We start from the raw sequence: 20,861 nt of genomic DNA, 5'->3' as shown, positions 1-20,861 counted from the left end.
ACGGGGGTACGCGCATGCGAGTGGCAGTGATCGGCGGCACCGGACTGGTCGGGCGCCAGACCGTGGCCGCGCTCGAGGCCAAGAGCCACGACCCGGTGGTGGTGTCGCGGAGCACAGGTGTCGACGTGACCACCGGCGAGGGGCTCGATGCCGCCCTCGACGGGGTCGGCGCCGTCATCGACACGATCAGCTTCGAGTCCGCCGACCGGGCCGAGGCGGAGCGCTTCTTCGCGCTGGAGACCGAGAACCTGCTGGCCGCCGAGCAGCGTGCCGGGGTCGGCCACCACGTGCTGCTGTCCATCGTCGGGATCGACGCGGTCGTCGGCAACGCGCACTACGCCGGCAAGCGCATCCAGGAGGCCATGGTCAGCGACGGCGCGACCCCGTGGACCATCGTCGCGGCGACCGAGTTCTTCGACTTCGCCGCGACGCTGGTCGGGTGGACCCGCACCGGCGACACCGCGGTCGTCCCGCCGCTGCTGGTGCGACCGATCGCGGTCGCCGACGTGGCCGACATCCTGGTCGAGGTGGCGGTGGGCCCGCCGCTGGGCCGGATCATCGAGATCGCCGGCCCGGACACCCACGACCTGGTCGACATGGCCCGCCGCACCCTGACCGCGCGGGGTGAGAACGTGCGGCTCAGAGCGAGCTGGCGCGACAGCCCGCTCGGCGTCGAGATGGCCGGCGAGGTGCGGCTGCCCGGCGACAGAGCCCGCATCGCGCCGACGACCTTCGAGACCTGGCTGGCCGGCGAGCACCGGGGCTGACGAGAGCCCCACCCTGCTGCCATCCTGAGGCGTGACCACCCCGCGTACGACCACAGTGGACCGCCGCCCGGAGCTCGACGCGATCCGTACGCTGGTCGTCGTCGGCCTGGTGTTCTTCCACTCCGCGCTGGTGTTCGACGAGAACGACGACTACTACGTCAAGAACGCCGACACGACCAGCATCACCACCGTCCTGGCCGGGCTCGCCGTGCTGTGGGCGATGCCGGCGCTCTTCCTCATCGCGGGCTTCGGCTCGTGGCACTCGATGGCCCGGCGCGGCCCGGCCGGCTTCGCGCGGGAGCGCCTCCAACGCCTCGGCGTGCCCCTGCTCTTCGCGATCCTGACCATCCTGCCCGCGCCGGTGTGGCTGCGGCTGAAAGCCGCCGACCCGGGCTACCACGAGAGCTACCTGAGCTTCCTGCCGCAGTTCTACACGGTCCACCTGGATCTCGCGGACTTCCCGTTCGTGTTGGGCGGCGACTACTTCGAGACCGGCCACCTCTGGTTCGTCGTCCTGCTGCTCACCTTCTCGCTGCTGCTCGCGGCCGCGCGCAACTGGGTGCCGGGCGGGGCGAAGGAGAGCCTGGCCGGCGCGGTCGACCGGCGCGGCGTCGTCCTGCTGCCCGCGCTGCTCATGTCGGCGATCTGCGCCTTCGTCGGCATGGAGGAGGCGTTCGCGGGCTGGAGCCGTTGGGCGTACCTGTTGTATTTCGCGGGCGGTTTCCTGCTCGCCTCGGACGAGCGCTTCCGGCTGGCGATGCGCCGCGACGCCGTGCCCGCGGCCATCATCGCGGTCGTGGTGTTCGTGGCGAGCGGCCCGGTGCTGCTGACCGCCGGCGACGACCCGTTCACCGAGCTGACCGGGCAGGCCATCGCCGGCCGTGCCCTGTTCGGCCTGGCCGGCTGGTGCGCGGTGGTCGCGATCTTGGGCCTGCTCGACCGCCGCAACGTCGAGCGCACACCGAAGGAGCCGAGCCGCGCCTACCTCTACCTGGCCGTCGCGGCGCTGCCGATCTACGTGCTGCACCAGCCGATCGTGGTCGCGGTCGCCTACGGTGTCGTGCGCTGGGACGCGCCGATCGTCGTCAAGTACCTGGCGCTCGCCTCCGCCGCTTTCGCGTTGACCCTGGTCGCGTACGAGCTCCTTGTCCGCCGCACCCGGCTCACCCGCGCTCTGTTCGGCATGCGCCTACGATCAACCGAATGACTGACAACCGAAGGGCCCTCGTGGTCCGCGGGGGCTGGGACGGGCACGTCCCGGTCGAGGCGACCGACCGGTTCGTGCCGTTCCTCCGCGAACAGGGCTTCCGGGTCGAGACCAGCGAGACCCTCGACGTGTACGCGGACCCCACGGCGCTGGCCGGGCTCGACCTGATCGTCCAGTGCTGGACCATGGGCACCGCGACCGACGCCCAGCTCGACGGCCTGATCGGTGCGGTGCGCTCCGGCACCGGTTTCGCAGGCTGGCACGGCGGCATCGTCGACTCGTTCCGGTCGTCCAGCCGCTATCTGCAAATGACCGGCGGGCAGTTCGCCGAGCACCCCGACAACTTCGTCGACTACGAGGTCGAGGTGGTGCCCGAGCGGGCGGACCACCCGATCGTCGCGGGGCTGCCGGCGAAGTGGTCGTTGCACACCGAGCAGTACTGGATGCTCACCGACGGGCTCTCCGACGTGCTCGCCACGACCCGGTTCCGGGCGACTGAGCGCACTGCCTGGCGCGCCGACGTCGTCGTGCCGGCCGTGTGGACCCGCCAGTGGGGCGAGGGCAGGATCTTCGTTTCCACGGTGGGGCACAAGCTGGAAGACCTCGACCACCCGGACGTACGCACGCTGACGGAACGCGGCCTCCTGTGGGCGGCGGCGCGTAAAGGCTAAGGGCAGTCGGGGGCTTTGCACCCTCGGCGGGCTTTGGCGTGAAGCTCGAAGTCGTGGTGGCTGATCCGCACGAGGCTCAGCCGGGGGCGCATCGGGCCGCGGGCCCAGTAGGACCGCACCCGATCCAGCTCGCGTAGGGCCGCGGCCTCGTCGGACCGCGGACAGCCGAACTCATGGTCGCCGGCGGGCCACTCCAGGCGGACCGCCCACAGCGCGTTCCTCCGCAACACAGTCGTCCCCTTCGCCGCATCCTGCACTGCCTCGCCGGCCGAAGGGGGAAGTCACCGGCGTCCATCGATTTTACCCGTTACACCGCCCGGGAAACTGTCGTGAAGTAGTGGGCGAGGAACGCGTCCGGGTGGACTTCCGACGCAACCTCGTGCGGGCCCTGGGCGTCGGGTCGCCAGCGGGTCGCGCCGTCAGCGGTGTCCACGGTCACCTTGCCCCGAGAGAAGCCGCAGAGCTCCGGGGCGAAGATCGTGGCGGCCGCGAGCGGGTCGTGGAACGTCACCGTCGGGCGCTCGGCGAACCAGGATCCGGCCATGTCGGCCACCGGGTGGAGCAGCGGGTGGTCGCACCTGGCCAGGAACTCGTCCGCGTCCATCCGTACGCGCCGGGTGACGTCGAGGCCGACGGAGCGGTGCACGCGGGCGGAGGCCGCGTAGACGCGGGCCGCGGCGTGCGGGTCGTTGCGGATGTTCCATTCCGGGCCGCCGCCGTCGAGGAACGACCCGCCCATCAGCAACAGCCGCTTCAGCAGGGACGGCACCGACGGGTCCACCGCGAACAGCAGCGCCACGTTGGTCAGCGGGCCGATGGCGAGCAGGGTGACCTCGCCGGGGTGGGCGTGGATCGTGCGGCGCAGGAACTCGACCGCCTCGCCGACCACGAACACCTCGTCGTGCGGCCAGCGCCGCAGCGCGGCGGCCTGGGGTGGCGGCTTCTGCAGCGGCGGTCCCACCAACGGGATCCCGGCGCCGGGCAGGATGGGCACCGCGCGGCCGACCGTCCGGCACAGCACGCTGGCCAGCGAGGCGCGTTCGACCGGCGCCGCGGTCACCGTCGTGATGCCGAGCAGCTCGCAGTCCGGCTGCGCGAGCAGGTACGCGAGGCAGACGGCGTCGTCGATGTCGTTGCCGATGTCGGTGTCCAGCAGCACTAGCTCGGCCATGGCACCAGGATGTCAGGAGACCTCGGCCAGCCGCTCGGCCAGGATGATCCGCGACGCGGCCTGGATCAGCGCCAGGTGCGAGAACGCCTGCGGGAAGTTGCCGAGATGCCGGCCGGTCTTCACCTCGAACTCCTCGGCGTAGAGGTTGAGCGGCGAGCCGACTTTGAGCAGCCGCTCCATCAGTTGCACCGCGCGCTGCACCTCGCCGACCGCGGTGAGCGCGGACACCATCCAGAACGAGCAGATCAGGAACGAGCCCTCCTTGCCGGAGAGGCCGTCGTCGGTCTGGTCGGTGTGGTAGCGCAGCACGAACCCGTCCTCGGTGAGGTCCTTGGCGATCGCCTCGACCGTCTTGCGCATCCGTTCGTCGCTGGGCGGCAGGAAGTTGTAGAGCACGGCGAGCAGGGTGGAGGCGTCCAGCGCGTCGGTGTCGTAGTGCTGGCGCAGCACACCGTCGTCCCGTACGCCATGGGCCAGGATGTCGTCGTGGATCTCCTTGGCCGAGGCCGCGAGCCGCTCCGACTGGTCCTTGTGCCCGCGGATCTCGGACAGCCGTGCCGCCCGGTCCATCGCGATCCAGCACATCAGCTTCGAGGAGACGTAGTGCTGCGGGTCGCCGCGGGCCTCCCAGATGCCCTGGTCCGGGTTGCGCCAGACCTTCTCGGCCGAGTCGGCCTGGCTGGCCACGATCGGCCAGAGCCGGCGGGGCATGCGCTGGCTGCGCCTGGTGTGCAGGAGCACCGAGTCGAGCACCGCGCCGAACACGTCGTTCTGCCGCTGGCTGTACGCGCTGTTGCCGATCCGCACCGGCCGCGCGCCGTCGTACCCGGAAAGGTCGTCGCGGGTCTTCTCGGTGAGGTCGCGACGCCCGTCGATGCCGTACATGATCTGCAGTGTGCCGTCGTGGTTGGGCTCGATGTCGGCGACGAACTGCATGAACTCGTCGGCTTCCCAGTCCAGGTTCAGATAGTGCAGAGCCTGCATGGTGAACGAGCTGTCGCGCATCCACGTGTACCGGTAGTCCCAGTTGCGTTCCCCGCCCGGCGTCTCGGGCAGCGACGTGGTCAGCGCCGCCACGGTCGCGCCGGTCGGCATGTACGTCAGCCCTTTGACCGCGAGCGCGGATCGCTGCAGGGCGTCGCGCCAGCGGTGGTCCGGGATCCGGGCGCCGGCCAGCCAGTTGCGCCAGTAGGCGGTGGTGTTGTCGATGCAGCCGATCGCCTCGGCGAAGGTGGCCGGAGCGGCCAGTTGGTCGGCCCAGGACAGCACGCAGTACGCGTGGTCGCCGCGGTTGAGCCGGCGCCGGCCACGGATCCGGTTGCCTTCGATGCCCATCGCCATGTCGGACCGCAGGCGCACGGTGACCCCGGCGCCGGTGCCGTCGGCCACGTGCTGATCGCCATCCACAAAGGACCAACTGGCCGGGGTGCGGCCGTAGTCGAAGGCCGGCTCGCAGATCAGCTCGATGTCGACGTGCCCGTCCAGGCATTCGACGGTACGCACGAAGAGGTGGTCGGCGTCCTCGTCGTACGGTGGCCGGCTGTGCGGGGTGACCAGGTCCGGGCCGTTCGCCGGGCCGATGGTCAGCGCGTCCCGGACCTGGATCCAACCGGTCAGCGTGCGCCAGGTGGTGACCAGCACGTTGGTGCCCGGCTCGTAGTCGCGGGCGGTGAAGTGGTTGATCCCGTAGGGACCGAGGCGGAACATGCCGGACTCGCGGTCGAGCATGCTGCCGAAGATGGCGGGTGAGTCGAACCGGGGGACGCACAGCCAGTCGACGGAACCGTCCGGCGCGACCAGCGCGCCGGTGTGGCAGTTCGAGAGGAAGGCGTAGCTCTCGATCGGCGGGAACGGCGAGCGGGTCGGGGTACTCGTGACCCACCCGCTCGCCGCCCGCAGGTTCCGCCCGCCCGCCGCGACCAGCCCGCCCGCGCCGGAGATCGCTGCGGCGGCTTCGGCACTGTCCGGGTTGCTGGTCATGGCGTCAACTCACCGCATCGGCGCGGTGCCGGTGCGGGGCAGGTCGCCGGTGTCGTCACGCATCGAGTGCATGCCGACCTCACGCGGCTTCCAGACCGCTAGCGCCCAGATCACGAAGACCGCCATCGCGATCTCCAGCAGGGCCCAGAACGGGTAGTAGGGAATGAAGAAGAAGTTGGCCGTCGCGGACAGCACCGCGAAGAAGATGCCGAGCGCCCGGGCCCAGGTGGCGCCGGTGAACAGCGCCAGACCCGCGAGCGCGGCCAGCGCGCCCAGCACGATGTGCAGGATGCCCCAGCCGGTGGTGCTGAACGAGTAGAGGTAGTTCTGCGTCACCACGAAGAACGAACCCCTGACCACCGCGACGATTCCCATCACGAGCTGCCAGAGACCCATCATCAGCAGAACCACCGCGGCGAAGATCGCACCGCTCGCCGCCCACAACTGCCTGCTCGACGTATCCCGCGTCATCGCGTCCCTCCGATGCTCGGACGTATGGCTCCCTCATCGTGGCAGAGGTTTCCGAATCGCGAGGTAAGTTCCTATTTTGGGTGGTCCTGGAGCTGTGCGAGGAGCGCGGCCAACCGATCCCGCCCGGCGGTGTCCGCCGGATCCTTGATCCGCGCCACCAACACCACCTCGGTGCCGTCGAGCGTCACGGTGAGCGCGAGATGCCGCAGCAGCTCCTGCTCGGTGGCCAACCGCGCCACCGCACCCACGACCCCGAACCCCGCGGGCCACCGAACCTCCGCGGCGACATCGGTCCGATGCGCCAACCGCCCACCGGACGGCCGAACAGGGGCGGCCGCCCCGCCGTCCCACGGCGTAGGCGGCGGCAACCGATGCGTGGGAATCCGCATGACGACCTCCCAACCCCACCCCCACCGTCCCAGACCCGACCCACCGCCCGGACCGCTTTCCGAACGCCCAAACCCGGCTCCCACCGGCGCGTCACGACCCGGGCGTGTCACCCGGCGTCGGGAATTGGCAACGGCCCCTGACCCGCAGCCCTACTACCATGGAGAGGTGACCGAGATGCCTCTTCCGGAAGACGACGAGCTGGCAGCGGTGGCGCGCGAAGCCGCCGCGTCCGGTGAGGTCGTATACCTGACCGACCATGGCCGACGGCTCGCGGCGATCGTTCCCGCCGCGTTGGCCGAGATCCTCGAACGTGGTGCGTCGAGAACAGGTCGGCGAGCCCTCGGTGCCCGCGGCGCCGGTCGCAGCGGCCGAAGCGACATCTCCGAGCGCATCGAGGAGATCTTCCGGCGCGAGGTGACGCCATAACGATCGTGGTCGACGCCGGTCCGCTCTACGCCTACGTGGATGCCGACGACAAGCACCACGAGGCATGTGCCGACCTGCTGGAGACCCATCCGGGTCCGTTGATCGTTCCGACACTCGTGATCACTCACCCTGCTGCCCTGAACCAAATAGGAGGCGGGTACGGCGGTCAGCCGGCGGCGAGGATGGTGGCTCTGGTTGGGATCGGGCCTACCGCGCCGTGGCCCTGGGTGGTTAGGGCTCCCGCTACCGCCGCGTAGTGGGCCGCTTCCGGGGGTGTGGCTCCGGCTACCAGGGCCGCCATGAAGGCGCCGTCGAAGGCGTCGCCGGCTCCTGTGCTGTCCACCGGAGTTACCGGGTGTGGCTTGATCTCCGTGAGCGTGTCCTCGTGCCGGAGGAGGGCTCCGTCCGCGCCCATCTTGAGAACTACCGTTCGGGGGCCCCGCGTCGCGTACCAGTCGATGATCGATCTTGGGTCTGTCGCGCCCGTCAGGAGGCGGCCTTCTTCGATGTTGGGGAAGGCCACGTCGCACAGTTCGATGCTGCGGGCGACCACCGCGCGGGCGCGTTCCAAGGGCCACAGTTGCGGGCGGTAGTTCGGGTCGTAGCTAATTAGCGTGCCCGCCGCGCGGGCGACCGTCATCGCGTGGAAGGCCGCGTCGCAGGCCGAGACGCTGATCGCCTGGGTTATCCCGGATACGTGCAGGGCGCTCGCGGACGCCACCGCCGCCTCGGGTACGTCGGCCGGGGACAGGCGGCTCGCGGCCGAGTCCGCGCGGTAGTAGGTGAACACGCTGCGGGCCGGGTCGCGGGAGATGAAGTAGACGCCCGTGCGCTCGCCGTCGGCCCGTACCACGTGGGTCGTGTCGATGTCCTCCGTCTGCCAGAGGCGCAGGAAGGCGTCGCCGAACGGGTCGGTGCCGATTCTGGTCAGATAGCCCGTGCGGGCGCCCGAGCGGGCGGCGGCCACGAGGAAGTTGGAAGTGTCGCCGCCGAAGCCTGTGGCGAACTCGCCCGCGCTGTCGAGGGCCGCGTGGCCGACGGTGCTGAACTCCAGGAGCGGTTCACCGATCGCGAGGATGTCCATGGCGAGTGACAATATGCGAGGGTCACCTTCGATGCCTCAAGGAGCGAGTCGATGACGTCGTACGCCCGGGAGCTGCTCGCGATCAGCCCGGTGATCCCGGTCGTGGTGGTCGAGGACGCGGCCGACGCGGTGCCCCTGGCCGAGGCGTTGCTGCGGGGCGGGGTCGGGATCATCGAGATCACCCTGCGTACGCCGGACGCCCTGGCCGCCGTGGCCGCGGTCGCCAAGGCCGTGCCGGAGATGCGGGTTGGCGCCGGCACCGTGGTCACGCCCGGGCAGGTCGAGGCCGCGCGGGACGCGGGTGCCACGTTCCTGGTGAGCCCGGGCGTCACCGCCGACCTGGTCGACGCGGCCGAGGCTTCCGGCCTGCCCTTCCTGCCGGGTGCCGGCACGGTGAGCGAGATGCTGGTGTTGCGCGAGCGCGGGCTCGACACGCTCAAGTTCTTCCCGGCCGAGGCGAGCGGCGGGCGCGGCTACCTGTCGTCGGTGCACGGGCCGCTGCCAGATCTGGCCTTCTGCCCGACGGGCGGGATCACCCCGAGCACCGCGGCGGACTGGCTGGCGCTGCCCAACGTCGGCTGCGTCGGTGGGTCCTGGCTGACCCCTGCTGACGCCGTACGCGCGCACGACTGGGACCGGATCGAGCGCCTCGCGCGGGAGTCGGCCGGCTTGCGCCGGTAAACCTGTCGCACGCATGGTGGACAGTAGAAGCGTGCAGATCGCGATTCTCGGGCCGTTGGCGGTCACCGTCGACGGGCAACCGGTCGAGGTGGGCGGCGCGCGACTACGCGCGCTGTTGACCCGGCTCGCCCTCGACCCGGGCCGGCCGGTCGGCACCGAGGCGCTGGCCGACGCGCTCTGGGGCGACGCGCAGCCGGCCGATTTCGCCAACGCCCTGCAGTCCCTCGTGTCACGACTGCGGCGCACGGTGCCGGGGATTCCGGTGTTGCTGGGCCCGGGCGGCTACCGGCTCGACGTGCCCGCCGACGCCGTCGACGCCGAGCGCTTCACCACCCTGGCCCGCGACGGGCGCGACGCGCTGACCGGCGGCGACCCCGACAAGGCGGTCGGGCTGCTGCGCGACGCCCTCGCGCTCTGGCGGGGTCCGGCGCTCGCCGACGTCGCCGACGCCGGGTTCGCCGCGGCGCCCGTGGCCCGGCTCGACGAGCTGCGGCTGGCCGCCGTCGAGGACCGCATCGACGCCGAGCTGCGGCTGGCCGGGCCGGCCCATATGGTCGCCGAGCTCGACGAGCTGGCGACCGCCCACCCGTTGCGCGAGCGGGTCTGGGCGCTGCGACTGCGGGCCCTGGCCGCGGCGGGGCGGCCCGCCGAGGCGCTGGCCGCCTACGACGAGTTCCGCCGCCGGCTGGCCGACGAGCTGGGCGCCGACCCGTCCGCCGAGCTGCGCGAGGCGCACCTGGCCGTGCTCCGCGGCGAGGGCCAGCCCCGGCGCACCGCGCGGGGCAACCTGCGGGCCGCGCTGACCAGTTTCGTGGGTCGCGACGCCGAGCTGCACCGGGTCGAGGGGCTGCTGGCCGAGGGGCGGCTGGTCACCCTCGTCGGCCCGGGCGGCGCGGGCAAGACCCGGCTCGGCACGGTGACCGCGGCCGCGCTGGCGGCGCACAGCGTCGACGAGACCTGGCTGGTCGAGCTGGCACCCGTCACCGACCCCGCCGACGTGCCGCAGGCCGCGCTGGTCGCCATCGACGGCCGGGCCACCGGGTTCACCGAGCCCGGGCGCCGCCAGGCCAACCGCGACGCGATCACCCGGCTGGTCGAGGCGCTCGCGCCGATCGACGCGCTGATCGTGCTCGACAACTGCGAGCACGTGATCGACGCCGCCGCCCGGCTCGCCGACGAGCTGCTGGCGCGCTGCCCGCGACTACGCATCCTGGCGACGTCCCGCGAGCCGCTCGGCATCACCGGTGAGGCGCTGTGCCCGCTGCCGCCGCTGGGTCTGCCGGCCCTCGGCGAAGACGACGTCTCGGCGTACCCGTCGATCCAGCTCTTCCGTGATCGTGCCGCGGCCGTCCGGCCGGGGTTCGAGATCACTGCCGACAACGCCGCCGACGTCGTGGAGATCTGCCGGCGGCTCGACGGCCTCCCGCTGGCGATCGAGCTGGCCGCGGCCCGCCTGCGCACCATGTCGACGGCGCAGGTCGCGGCCCGGCTCGACGACCGGTTCCGGCTGCTCACCGGCGGCAGCCGCACCGCGCTCGAACGGCACCGCACGCTGCGCGCGGTCGTCGCGTGGAGCTGGGAGCTGCTCACCGACGACGAGCGCCGGCTGTCCGAGCGGCTGTCCGTGTTCCCGTCGACGATCACCGCCGAGAGCGCCGCCGGGGTGGCCGCGCCCGACGCGCCGCTCGAGGCCGTCGAAGACCTGCTGGCCGCGCTCGTCGACAAGTCCCTGCTGCAACTGGTCGGCGAGGGGCGCTTCCGGATGCTGGAGACGATCCGGGAATACGGGCTGGAGCGGCTCGTGGCCGCCGGCGAGGCGACCCGGCTGCGGGCGGCGCACGCGGCCTACTTCCTGGCCCTGGCCGAGCTGATGGAGCCCCGGCTGCGCACCAGCGACCAGCTCCGCTGGCTCGACGCGTTCGACGCCGACCGGGCCAACATGATCGGTGCGTTGCACTACGCGGCGGAGACCGACGACGCGTCCACGGCGATCCGGCTGGCGGCGGCGGTGACCATGCCGTTCACGATCCGCGGTGACCACGAGCAGGCGGTGGCCCTGCTGGGCCGGGCGCTGGCGGCCAAGGGTCCGGCGCCGCTCGGGCATCGGGCGGTGGTCTCCGCCATCCACCTGCTCAACCAGATCTTCACCGGCACCTGGCCCGGCGACGTGGCCCTCGACGACCTGCGGGCGCTGGTCGCGGCGGCGCCGCCCCGGTCCCATCCGTTCCTGCCGGTCATCGAACCGATGATGACCATGTTCACCGACGACACCGAGCGGGGGCTGGCGGCGGTCAACCGCGGTCTGGAGGGCGCCGACCCGTTCACCCGCGGCCTGCTGCTCTCGTTGAGCGGCAGCATCAAGGAGAACGACGGCGACGCCGACGGCATGCTCGCCGACCTGACCGCCGCGGCCGAGATCCAGCGGTCTCTGGGCGAGCGGTGGAGCCTGGGCATGACGCTCGGCTCGCTCGCCGACGCGCTGTCCAAGCGGGGCGACCTGGCCGGTGCGACGGCGGCGCTGGAGGAGGCGTCCCGGCTGGCGGTCGAGCTCAACGCCCGGGAAGACGTCGGCTACCAGCGGGTCTGGCTGGCCAACCTGCGGGCCCAGGCCGGCGACATCGAGTGGGCCCGGGCCGACCTGGAGCGGTTCCTGGTCGAGTCGTCGCGCGAGGGCTTCGCCAACCGCACGGCCGCGTTCGTGGTGATGATGCTCGGCGAATACGACCGCCAGGAGGGCAAGCTCGACAGCGCCCGCGAGCGCTACCGGCAGGCCGAGGAGCTGCAGACCCTGGCGCCGCTGGTGGCACCGCAGTTCCGCGGCATGCTGTGCGGCTTCGAGGCGCACATCGCGATCGCGGAGGGCCGCCTCGCCGACGCGCGGGCCCTGGCCAGCGAGGGCATCGAGCGCGCGATGCTCGGCAAGGACATGCCGGTGATCGCCCTGATCGCGGTGGCCACGGTGTCGTTGCGGACGGCGCTGGGCGAGTCGGAGCTCGCGGCCGAGACGATGGGAGCGTCCGACTCGCTGCGCGGCAGCCCCGACCTGTCCAACTGCGACGCCCAACTGCTGACCGCGACGCTGCGCGAGCGGCTGGGCGACGAGGCCTTCGACGCCGCGTACGCCCGCGGCCGCGCGTTGAGCCGGGCCGACGCACTCGCGTTCGTCGACCCGGCCCACGACGCCGATCTCGGACCGGCCGGCGGGCGCGAACCCGGCGCCGACCTGGGGTCTGTCGCCGGGTCCGAACCTGATGATGGCGTCACACCCGGCGGCGGTAGAACCTGACCGCTAGTGGGGCGAAGACCACGATGATGCCGATCGACCAGAGGATGGATTTGGTGACCGTGTCGCCGACCGGGCCGCCGGTGATCAGGGCCCGGGCCGCGTCCATCACGTCCGAGACCGGGTTGATCTTCACCCAGGCCTGCAGCCAGCCCGGGAGGGTGTCGGTCGGCACCATCATGTTGGTGCCGAAGGTGAGCGGGAAGAGCACCAGGAACGCCGTGCCCTGGACCGCGCCCGGCTCGCGCATGATCACGCCGAGGAGCACGAAGATCCAGGTGATCGCCGACGCGAAGAAGATGACCAGCAGGCAGCCGGCCAGGGCGGTGAGCGGGTTCGTGCCGATCCGGAAGCCGATCGCGTAGCCGAAGCCGAGCAGCACCGCGATCGAGACCACGAACCGGGCCAGGTCGCCGAGCACCGAGCCGATCAGCGGCGCGGACCGGGCGATCGGCAGGCTGCGGAACCGGTCGAAGACGCCCTTCTTCACGTCGGTGTTGAGCGAGAAGCCCGTCGCCACCGACGCGAACATCACCGACTGCACCATGATCGCGGGGAGCAGGTACTCCAGGTAGACGGTCTGCGAACCGGAGATCGCGCCGCCCAGCAGGTACACGAAGATCACCACGAACATCACCGGCTGGAGCGTCACGTCCAGCAGCTGCTCGGGCGTGCGCAGCGTCTTGATCAGGCTGCGCCGAGCCAGCGCCAGGCTGTGCCGCGCGACCCGGAACGTCCGGGCGGGCGGCGGACCCGACGGGCCCGCGCTGGTGACCGGAGCCGGAGAGCGCTCGATAGTCGTTGTCATGCCGCCACCTCCGCGGTCGCCGGCTTGCCGGTCAGCGTGAAGAACACCTCGTCCAGGCTCGGCAGCCGGAGCGACAGCTCCATGACGCCGATCCCGGCTTCCTCGATCCGGCGTACGACGGTCGGGAACGCCCGGTCGTCGTCGATCGGCACGGTCAGCACACCGCGCCCCGGCGACTCCGGCTCGCGCTGGGCGACGGCGGCCAGGATGCCGCTGACCTCCGCCAGCCGGGCCGGGTCGGTCGGGCGCACCAGGATCGTCTGGCCGCCGGCGATCTGCTTGAGCTGCGCCGGCGTACCGTGCGCGATGACCTTGCCGTGGTCGATCACCGAGATCTCGTCGGCCAGCGCGTCGGCCTCGTCCAGGTACTGCGTGGTGAGCAGCACCGTCGAGCCGTCGCCGACCAGCGAGCGGACGACACCCCACATGTCCTCGCGCTTGGCCGGGTCGAGACCGGTGGTCGGCTCGTCCAGGTAGATCACGGCCGGCCGGCCGACCAGGCTGGCGGCCAGGTCGAGCCGGCGGCGCATGCCCCCCGAGTACGTCTTCGCCGGGCGGTTGGCCGCCTCGGTGAGGTCGAACCAGTCCAGCAGCTCGGCGGCCCGCACCTTGGCGTCGCGGCGCCGCAGGTCGAGCAGCTCGCCGATCAGCACCAGGTTCTGCGTGCCGGTCAGGTCCTCGTCGACCGACGCGTACTGCCCGGTCAGCCCGATCAGCCGCCGCACCGCCCCGGCGTCCTTGACCACGTCGTGCCCACCCACCGTGGCCCGCCCCGAGTCGGGCCGCAGCAGTGTGGCCAGGATCCGCACCGCCGTGGTCTTGCCGGCGCCGTTCGGCCCGAGCACCCCCAGCACGCTGCCCTGCTCGGCGGCCAGGTCGATGCCGGCCAGGGCCGTGGTCTTACCGAAGCGCTTGACCAGGCCCTCCGCCTGGAAAGCGAGGCTCATCGTGTTCCCCCTTGGTCGTCTTTCACGAGACCAAGGTGCCGGGCACCGCTGTCAGCGCACGCACACCGGGCTGGCACGGCCGTGCCAGCGACGTTCGGTCGGCTTTCGGTCGCGGCTGGTCACATGGACGCACCGACAACCGGAGGAGTTGCGATGAAGAAGCGGATCATGCTGGGTGTCGCCGTAGCCGCCGCGGCAGCCGGAGCGGCGCTGGCCGGCACCGCGGCCTGGGCGGCGGACGACGCTGCCGACGTGCGGATCAGCTACGAGCAGGTCCAGGACAAGGACTGCCCGGAGAGCACGCCGGAGGCCGACCTGTGACCGAGGCGCACACGGAGCTCGAAGAGGTGCTGTTCGCGGTCAAGCGGGTGATCGTGGGGCAGGACCGGCTGGTGGAGCGGCTGGTGGTGGCGTTGCTGGCCGACGGCCACTGCCTGCTGGAGGGCGTGCCCGGCGTCGCCAAGACCCTGGCCGCGCAGACCCTGGCCGAGACGGTCGGCGGGAGGTTCTCGAGGATCCAGTTCACCCCGGACCTGGTGCCCTCGGACATCGTGGGTACGCGGATCTACCGCTCGTCGACCGAGTCCTTCGACGTGGAGCTGGGGCCGGTGATGGCCAACCTCCTACTGGCGGACGAGATCAACCGGGCCCCGGCCAAGGTCCAGTCCGCGCTCCTGGAGGCGATGGCCGACCGCCAGGTCTCGATCGGCGGCCGCTCGTGGCCGGTGCCTGACCCGTTCCTCGTGCTCGCCACCCAGAACCCCATCGAGTCGGAAGGCGTCTACCACCTGCCCGAGGCCCAGCGGGACCGGTTCCTCATGCGCGTGGTCGTCGGCTACCCGACCGACCAGGAGGAGCTGGGCATCCTCTACCGGATGAGCACGGACGGGCCAGAGCCAAAACGCGTGCTCGACCCCAATCGCGTACGCGAGCTGCGCGCGGCGGCCCGCGACGTCTTCGTCCACCACGCGTTGGCGGAGTACGTCGTCCGCCTGGTCGTGGCGACCCGCGACCCGGCTCGGTTCGGCGCACCCGACGCAGCACCGAGCCTGGCGTACGGCGCCAGCCCGCGCGCCACGCTCGGCCTGGTCGCCGCCGCCCGGGCGCTGGCCCTGTTGCGGGGCCGCGACTACGTCCTCCCGGCCGACGTCACGGACCTGGCCGTCGACGTGCTGGCGCACCGACTGGTGCTCTCGTTCGACGCGATCGCCGACGAGGTCTCCGGCGAGTCCATCGTGGAGCGTCTGCTGGTGGCGGTCCCACCACCGCGGATCGCACCGTACGAGGCCGAACGGGCGGCGGCGGCATGACGGCGACCGTCAGCCACCTCGTGCCCGAACGGCGGCTGCGGCGGCTGGAGCTCCTGGTCACCCGCCGCCTCGACGGCCTGCTGCAGGGCCAGTACCTGGGCCTGTTGCCGGGCCCGGGGTCGGAGTTCGCGGGCTCGCGGGAGTACCGCCCGGGCGAGGACGAGGTGCGCCGGATGGACTGGGCGGTCACGGCGCGCACCAACGTGCCGCACGTGCGCCAGGTCGACGCCGACCGCGAGCTGACGACCTGGGTGCTGGTCGACGGCTCGGCCAGCATGGACTTCGGCACCGCCGAGATCGAGAAGCGCGAGCTGGCCGTCGCGGCGGTGGCCGCCGTCGGCTATCTCACCGCGGGAGCCGGGAACCGGCTCGGCGCCCGGCTGGCCGGCGGAACCCGGCGGGCGTTCCCGGCCCGGACGGGGCGAAACCACCTGCGGGCGGTGCTGCGTGCCCTGCTCGACGCCCCACGCGTGCCGACCGGCCCGCCGACCCCGCTCGCGGATGCGATCCAAGGACTGGCCCGCACGGCAAGTCGACGCGGTCTCGTCGTGGTGGTCTCCGACTTCCTCGACGACTCCGACTGGGCGACCGCCCTGCGCCGCCTCGCCGCGCGGCACCAGGTGCTCGCGGTCGAGGTCGCCGACCCGCGCGAGCTGGAGCTCCCGGACGTCGGCCTGATCACCCTGGTCGACACCGAGACCGGACGGCGCCGCGAGGTGTCCACCGCGAGCCGGCGGCTCCGCGCGGACTACGCCGAAGCGGCGGCGGCCGAGCGGGCCGCCGTGCACAAGGCGATCCGGCAGGCCGGCGCGACCCACCTTCCACTTCGGACGGACCGCGACTGGGTGGTCGACATCGTCCGGCACGTGCTCCTCCAGCGCCGGCTGGCGCGGCGGGGAGGTGCCGCATGACGTTCCAGAGCCCGTGGCGGCTCCTGCTGCTGGTCGGCGTCGCCGCCCTGCTGGCCGCCTACGTCCTGCTCCGCCGCCGGCGCAGCCGGTACGCCGTCCGGTTCACCAACCTGCGGCTGCTCGACAAGGTCGCCCCGGACCGACCGGCCTGGCGCCGACACGTGCCGGCCGGACTCTTCCTGGCGATGCTCGCGCTGCTGACGGTCGGCTTCGCCCGGCCGACGGACGACGTGCGGGTGCCCCGCGACCGCGCGGTCGTCATGGTCGCCGTCGACGTCTCGCTGTCGATGACGGCGACGGACGTGGCGCCCGACCGGCTCGCCGCGGCCAAGGAGGCGGCCAGCGGGTTCGTGGCCGGACTACCGGACACGTTCAGCGTCGGGCTGGTCGGCTTCGCGGGCAGCGCGACGGTGGCGGTGGCCCCGGTCACGGACCGGGAAACGCTCGCGGCCGGCATCGAGCGGCTGGCCGAGGGCGACACCGGCCGGCAGGGCACCGCGATCGGCGAGGCGATCTACGCGGCGTTGGACGCGGCCGCGGGTGTCGACCCCGAGAACCCGCCGCCGGCCCGGATCGTGGTGCTGTCGGACGGCTCGAACACCGCGGGCCGCGATCCCGGCGAGGCGGCGGCCACGGCGCGCGAGGCCGGCGTGCCGGTCGACACGATCGCGTTCGGTACGAGCGACGGCGTCATCGACCTGCAGGGCCGCGACCAGTCGGTGCCGGTCGACGGCGAGACGCTGCGCGCGGTCGCCGAGCAGGCGGCCGGGAGCTACCACGAGGCGGGCAGCGCCGACGAGCTGCGCGCCGTCTACGACGACATCAACACGACGGTCGGCTACACCACGCAGACCCAGGACGTGTCGGCCCGGTTCATCGGCATCGCGCTGGTCCTCGCGGCCCTCGCGGCGATCGCCTCGATGGTCTGGTTCGCCCGTCTTCCTTAAGGAGTAGCAATGAGCGGCCTCGGCACCACCCCACGCGGCCCCGGGTTCGTGTCCCCCCACATCGAGCCCGGGGTCCCCACGGACCCTCCCGCCCCTGCCGGTCCGGCGGGAGGGTCCGGCCGGGGACGCCCACGCTGGCTGCTCGCCGGCCTGGCCACGGTCGGCGTCTCGGCGGTCACCGGCGCGCTGGCCGGCGGCTGGGCCAGCACCGGCAACGATGGCACCGCAGCGCCGCCGGCCCCGGCAACTGCCACGCCCGCGCCCGCCGGCGCGATTCCGAGTGACCTGGTCGGGGCGGCTGCAGCCGCCCTGCCGGGTGTCGTCTCGGTGCGGGCCGGCGCGGCCGGCGGCTCCGGCTTCGTGACCGACCAGAGTGGACACATAATCACCAACAACCACGTGGTCGCCGGCGCCTCGACCGTTTCGGTGGTCGGCGCCGACGGCCGCCGGCGCACCGCCGAGGTGGTCGGCCGCGACCCGGGCAACGACATCGCCGTGCTGCGGGTCGCGGCGGCGGACGGGTTGCGCCCGCTGGCGTTCGCGGCCGCACAACCTCGGGTCGGCGAGCCGGTCCTGGCGGTCGGCTCGCCGCTCGGCCTGTCCGGCACGGTCACCGCTGGCATCGTCAGCGCCCTCGACCGGCAGGTCCGGCTCGGTGAGGGCGTGCGGCGGACCGCGATCCAGACCGACGCCTCGATCAACCCCGGCAACTCGGGCGGCCCACTGGTCAACGCGCGCGGCGAGGTGGTCGGGGTGAACACCGCGATCGCCACACTGGAGGGTGGCGGCAACATCGGCATCGGCTTCGCGATCCCGGTCGAGCAGGCCCGGGCCGCGGCACAGCGAATCATCAGCAGCGGTGGATAACGTCGAGTGATGCGGTTGCTTGTGGTGGAAGACGAGGAGGACCTCGCGACGGCGGTGCGGCTCGGCCTGACCCGGGCCGGCTACGCGGTCGACGTCGCGACCGACGCCGGTCAGGCGCTCGACCGGCTGTCGTACACGGCGTACGACCTGATGCTGCTGGACCTCAACCTGCCCGACGGCGACGGCTTCGCGATGTGCCGGGCGATCCGCCGCGGCGAGGTGCCGGTGGCGGGCTGCGGTGACCTGCGGGTGTTGATGCTGACCGCGCGGGGCGCCCTGCGCGACCGGGTGCGCGGCCTCGACGAGGGTGCCGACGACTACCTGGTCAAGCCGTTCGCCCTGGCCGAGCTGCTGGCCCGGGTGCGGGCGCTGCTCCGGCGCGACACCGGTGGTCAGCCCGCGGTGCTCACCGTCGGCCCGTTCACGCTCGACGCCGCCCGGTTCGAGGCCGCCCGGGGTGGCACGCCGCTCGCCCTGACCAACAAGGAGTTCGGCGTCCTGGAATACCTGATGACCCGGCCGGGGCGGGTCGTGCCGGCCGAGGAGCTGCTCGAGCACGTCTGGGACGAGAACGCCGACCCGTTCACGCAGACCGTGCGGGTCACGGTCGGCACCCTGCGCCGCAAGCTCGGCGGCGAGGCGATCGAGACGGTGGTCGGGCGGGGCTACCGGCTCCGGGAGGCGGCGTGCGACGGCTGACCCAGTCGATCAGGTTCCGCCTGACGGTCCTCTACTCGACGTTGCTCTTCGCGCTCGCCGGCACGGCGCTCGGCGTCACCTACGTGGCCGTCGAACGGGCCACCGACCCGAAGCCGGTCACCAAGCAGTACCAGGCCGGGGTGTTCAAGGGCGGGCGGAACGTCGGCACGATCGAGGTGGCCGAGGTCGACCAGATCGAGTCGGCGGTCAACTTCGGCACGCTCCAGACGCTGCGCACCTACTCGCTGTTCGCGCTCGGCGGCCTGTTCGTCGCGAGCCTGGGCATCGGGTGGGTGCTGTCCGGCCGGGCCCTGCGACCCGTCGGTGCGATCGTCCGCACGACCCGCGAGATCCAGGCGACCGACCTGTCCCGGCGGATCCGGCTCGGCGGCGCGCGGGACGAGCTGCGCGACCTCGCCGACACCATCGACGACATGCTCGACCGGCTCGACGACGCCTTCCGCGGCCAGCGCGAGCTGATCGACGACGCCTCGCACGAGCTGCGCAACCCCCTTGCCGTGATCCGGGCCAACCTGGACGCCTCGCTGATCGACGCGCCCGAGGCGACCGAGGCCGAACGAACCCGCGCGGTCGCCGTCATCGACCGGGCCGCCACCCGGATGTCCCGGCTAGTCGAGGATTTGCTGGCCACCGCACGAAGGGACGCCGACGGGCTCGCCGACACGGACGTCGACCTCGGCGCCGTCGCCCGCGAGGCGGGGGAGGAGTACACCGCGGTCGCCGCCGCCAGCCAGGTGTTCCTGGCCTACGACATCCGGCCGGGCCTGACCTACGTCGGCGACCACGACGCGCTGCGGCGTGCCGTCGGCAACCTGCTGTCCAACGCGGTGCGCCTGTCACCGGAGGGCGGCACGGTCACCGTCGCGGCGGGATCGGCGCCGGGCTGGCGCTGGATCGCCGTCGCCGACCACGGTCCCGGCATCGCAGCCGGCGACCAGGGCCGGGTCTTCGACCGCTTCTGGCGCGCGCCCGACACCCCGGCCGGCCGGGACCGGCGCACGGGGCTCGGGCTCGCGATCGTGCGCCAGATCGTCGAGTCGCACGGCGGCCAGGTGGCCCTGCACTCGACACCCGGCCGGGGCAGCACGTTCGTGCTCTGGCTCCCTTTGCCGAACGCCGACGGCCACCCGCCCGCCGACTCTCCGATCTAGGAGCTGTCCCGCACCACCAGCGTCGGGTTGAAGATCACTGTGCGGGGTGACCGTTGGGGCTCGCGGAGGCCGGCCAGCAGCAGCCGGGCCATCTCGCCGGCCATCTCCTCGACCGGCTGGCGGACCGTGGTCAGCTGGGGATGGGCCTCGAGCGCGGCGCTGCTGTCGTCGAACCCGACCACCGAGACGTCCCGGGGCACGTCCCGGCCGGCCTCCTGGAGAGCCCGCACAGCGCCCTCGGCCATCAGGTCGTTGGCCACGAAGAGGCCGTCGATCTCCGGATGGTCGGCGATCAGCGCCCGCGCGGCCGCCTCGCCGCTGGCCCGGGTGAAGTCACCCTCGACCACCGGCGGCGCCGGCAGGCCGTGGCGGGCCAGCGCGTCCCGGAACGCGGAGAGCCGACCCTGACCCGCCGGCATGTCCTGTGGTCCGGCGATCGTCGCCAGCCGCCGCCGGCCGCGGCGCACCAGGTGGTCGGCGGCGAGCTCGACCCCGGCCGGCTGGTCGACGTCGACGTAGCTGAGCGGCACCGGCCGGCCCGGCCGGGCGGAGAGCACGGTGACCACGCCCATCTCGGCGAGCTGTGCCGGGAACGGGTCGGCGGCGTGGCTGGAGATCAGCAGGACGCCGTCGACGTGCCCCTGGCGGAGATAGCGCAGCACCTGGTCGTGGGCCGGCGGGTCGGCCGGGATGATCACCAGATGGATGCCGTCGGCGCGGAGGACCTCCTGGGCGCCGGCGGTGATCCGGCCGAAGTACGGGTCCGTGAAGACCCGGTTCAGGAAGGTCGCCGCGTACTCCCGGTGGTTCGGTGGCTCGCTGATCACCAGCGCGACCGAGTCCGTGCGGCGGGTGACCAGCGACCGGGCCGCGAGGTTGGGCACGTAGCCGGTCTCCTGGATCGCCCGCTCGACGACCGCCCGCAACCGCGGGTCGACGGTCGGCACGTCGTTGATCACCCGGGACACCGTGGCCCGGGACACCCCGGCCGCGACGGCCACCTCGTCCAGGGTCGGCGGGCGCGGTGGATCGACGGGACGGGTGGTCACGGGACCAGTTATAGCACCGG

The 20,861-nt window shown here is 72.6% G+C and carries 22 protein-coding genes; 13 read left to right on the top strand and 9 right to left on the bottom strand.

The window, feature by feature from the left end; all coding sequences use genetic code 11:
* Nucleotides 1-14 precede the first annotated feature (14 nt).
* From CHC05_RS11680 to CHC05_RS11670, 3 genes are read left to right on the top strand one after another with little or no spacing between them, the layout of a single operon-like run.
* The gene (locus CHC05_RS11680) at nt 15-767 is read left to right on the top strand and encodes an SDR family oxidoreductase (RefSeq protein WP_089247809.1); all 753 of its coding nucleotides are present in this window, start codon (nt 15-17) and stop codon (nt 765-767) included.
* Nucleotides 768-798: 31 nt separating this feature from the next.
* Nucleotides 799-1,974 carry an acyltransferase family protein gene (locus CHC05_RS11675; protein ID WP_089247807.1) on the top strand — a complete coding sequence of 392 codons (1,176 nt, stop codon included), beginning with the start codon at nt 799-801 and terminating at the stop codon, nt 1,972-1,974.
* A complete protein-coding gene (locus tag CHC05_RS11670) occupies nt 1,971-2,645 on the top strand; it encodes a ThuA domain-containing protein (RefSeq protein ID WP_089247805.1) in 675 nt (224 codons plus the stop codon). Before CHC05_RS11675 ends, CHC05_RS11670 begins: the two co-directional genes overlap by 4 nt.
* On the opposite strand, the gene CHC05_RS11665 is transcribed toward CHC05_RS11670, so the two are convergent.
* From CHC05_RS11665 to CHC05_RS41420, 5 genes are all read right to left on the bottom strand, one after another.
* On the bottom strand, nt 2,642-2,875 hold the full coding sequence (locus CHC05_RS11665) for a hypothetical protein (RefSeq protein WP_143049843.1): 234 nt from the start codon (nt 2,873-2,875) through the stop codon (nt 2,642-2,644). The genes CHC05_RS11670 and CHC05_RS11665 overlap by 4 nt on opposite strands.
* Before the next feature lie 77 nt (nt 2,876-2,952).
* Nucleotides 2,953-3,816 carry a nucleoside hydrolase gene (locus tag CHC05_RS11660; RefSeq protein ID WP_089247801.1) on the bottom strand — a complete coding sequence of 288 codons (864 nt, stop codon included), beginning with the start codon at nt 3,814-3,816 and terminating at the stop codon, nt 2,953-2,955.
* A 12-nt stretch (nt 3,817-3,828) separates the two neighbouring features.
* On the bottom strand, nt 3,829-5,796 hold the full coding sequence (locus CHC05_RS11655) for a glycoside hydrolase family 15 protein (protein ID WP_089247799.1): 1,968 nt from the start codon (nt 5,794-5,796) through the stop codon (nt 3,829-3,831).
* Nucleotides 5,797-5,805: 9 nt separating this feature from the next.
* Nucleotides 5,806-6,267 carry a DUF7144 family membrane protein gene (locus tag CHC05_RS11650; protein ID WP_179266141.1) on the bottom strand — a complete coding sequence of 154 codons (462 nt, stop codon included), beginning with the start codon at nt 6,265-6,267 and terminating at the stop codon, nt 5,806-5,808.
* A gap of 71 nt (nt 6,268-6,338) precedes the next feature.
* On the bottom strand, nt 6,339-6,515 hold the full coding sequence (locus tag CHC05_RS41420; protein ID WP_179266140.1) for a hypothetical protein: 177 nt from the start codon (nt 6,513-6,515) through the stop codon (nt 6,339-6,341).
* A 307-nt stretch (nt 6,516-6,822) separates the two neighbouring features.
* On the opposite strand from CHC05_RS41420, the gene CHC05_RS11645 reads away from it, so the two are divergent.
* The gene (locus CHC05_RS11645) at nt 6,823-7,083 is read left to right on the top strand and encodes a hypothetical protein (protein ID WP_089247797.1); all 261 of its coding nucleotides are present in this window, start codon (nt 6,823-6,825) and stop codon (nt 7,081-7,083) included.
* A gap of 166 nt (nt 7,084-7,249) precedes the next feature.
* Here CHC05_RS11645 and CHC05_RS11635 read toward each other — a convergent pair whose 3' ends face one another.
* Nucleotides 7,250-8,167 (bottom strand): sugar kinase, encoded by a 918-nt coding sequence (locus CHC05_RS11635; protein WP_089247795.1) that lies wholly within the window; start codon nt 8,165-8,167, stop codon nt 7,250-7,252.
* A gap of 51 nt (nt 8,168-8,218) precedes the next feature.
* Here CHC05_RS11635 and eda point away from each other — a divergent pair, with 51 nt between their 5' ends.
* Complete coding sequence (eda, locus tag CHC05_RS11630; RefSeq protein ID WP_089247793.1) at nt 8,219-8,848, top strand: bifunctional 4-hydroxy-2-oxoglutarate aldolase/2-dehydro-3-deoxy-phosphogluconate aldolase; 630 nt, start codon at nt 8,219-8,221, stop codon at nt 8,846-8,848.
* A 31-nt stretch (nt 8,849-8,879) separates the two neighbouring features.
* Nucleotides 8,880-12,134, top strand: a complete 3,255-nt coding sequence (locus tag CHC05_RS11625; protein WP_179266139.1) for an AfsR/SARP family transcriptional regulator — start codon at nt 8,880-8,882, stop codon at nt 12,132-12,134.
* Here the strand turns inward: CHC05_RS11625 and CHC05_RS11620 are convergent.
* Nucleotides 12,109-12,939: an ABC transporter permease gene (locus CHC05_RS11620; protein ID WP_089247789.1), complete on the bottom strand. Its 831-nt coding sequence runs from the start codon at nt 12,937-12,939 to the stop codon at nt 12,109-12,111. The two genes, CHC05_RS11625 and CHC05_RS11620, sit on opposite strands and share 26 nt — an antisense overlap.
* Nucleotides 12,936-13,886 carry an ATP-binding cassette domain-containing protein gene (locus tag CHC05_RS11615; protein ID WP_089247787.1) on the bottom strand — a complete coding sequence of 317 codons (951 nt, stop codon included), beginning with the start codon at nt 13,884-13,886 and terminating at the stop codon, nt 12,936-12,938. Before CHC05_RS11615 ends, CHC05_RS11620 begins: the two co-directional genes overlap by 4 nt.
* Nucleotides 13,887-14,039: 153 nt before the next feature.
* Here CHC05_RS11615 and CHC05_RS41415 point away from each other — a divergent pair, with 153 nt between their 5' ends.
* From CHC05_RS41415 to CHC05_RS11585, 7 genes are read left to right on the top strand one after another with little or no spacing between them, the layout of a single operon-like run.
* On the top strand, nt 14,040-14,207 hold the full coding sequence (locus tag CHC05_RS41415; RefSeq protein WP_179266135.1) for a hypothetical protein: 168 nt from the start codon (nt 14,040-14,042) through the stop codon (nt 14,205-14,207).
* The gene (locus CHC05_RS11610; protein WP_089248577.1) at nt 14,174-15,196 is read left to right on the top strand and encodes an AAA family ATPase; all 1,023 of its coding nucleotides are present in this window, start codon (nt 14,174-14,176) and stop codon (nt 15,194-15,196) included. Before CHC05_RS41415 ends, CHC05_RS11610 begins: the two co-directional genes overlap by 34 nt.
* On the top strand, nt 15,193-16,107 hold the full coding sequence (locus CHC05_RS11605; RefSeq protein ID WP_089247785.1) for a DUF58 domain-containing protein: 915 nt from the start codon (nt 15,193-15,195) through the stop codon (nt 16,105-16,107). Before CHC05_RS11610 ends, CHC05_RS11605 begins: the two co-directional genes overlap by 4 nt.
* Nucleotides 16,104-17,054: a VWA domain-containing protein gene (locus tag CHC05_RS11600; RefSeq protein ID WP_089247783.1), complete on the top strand. Its 951-nt coding sequence runs from the start codon at nt 16,104-16,106 to the stop codon at nt 17,052-17,054. The genes CHC05_RS11605 and CHC05_RS11600 overlap by 4 nt, the downstream gene beginning before the upstream one ends.
* Before the next feature lie 9 nt (nt 17,055-17,063).
* Complete coding sequence (locus CHC05_RS11595; RefSeq protein ID WP_089247781.1) at nt 17,064-17,921, top strand: S1C family serine protease; 858 nt, start codon at nt 17,064-17,066, stop codon at nt 17,919-17,921.
* Between the two features lie 9 nt (nt 17,922-17,930).
* Nucleotides 17,931-18,620 carry a response regulator transcription factor gene (locus tag CHC05_RS11590; RefSeq protein WP_089247779.1) on the top strand — a complete coding sequence of 230 codons (690 nt, stop codon included), beginning with the start codon at nt 17,931-17,933 and terminating at the stop codon, nt 18,618-18,620.
* Complete coding sequence (locus CHC05_RS11585; protein ID WP_089247777.1) at nt 18,608-19,792, top strand: sensor histidine kinase; 1,185 nt, start codon at nt 18,608-18,610, stop codon at nt 19,790-19,792. Before CHC05_RS11590 ends, CHC05_RS11585 begins: the two co-directional genes overlap by 13 nt.
* Here CHC05_RS11585 and CHC05_RS11580 read toward each other — a convergent pair.
* Nucleotides 19,789-20,841, bottom strand: a complete 1,053-nt coding sequence (locus CHC05_RS11580) for a LacI family DNA-binding transcriptional regulator (protein WP_245870781.1) — start codon at nt 20,839-20,841, stop codon at nt 19,789-19,791. The genes CHC05_RS11585 and CHC05_RS11580 overlap by 4 nt on opposite strands.
* Nucleotides 20,842-20,861: the final 20 nt, after the last annotated feature.

The organism is Asanoa hainanensis, assembly GCF_900188485.1.
GTDB classification, from domain to species: Bacteria; Actinomycetota; Actinomycetes; order Mycobacteriales; family Micromonosporaceae; genus Asanoa; species Asanoa hainanensis.
The sequence above is the reverse complement of the archived record's forward strand: the minus strand, read 5'-3'. Positions and strand labels throughout refer to the sequence as shown.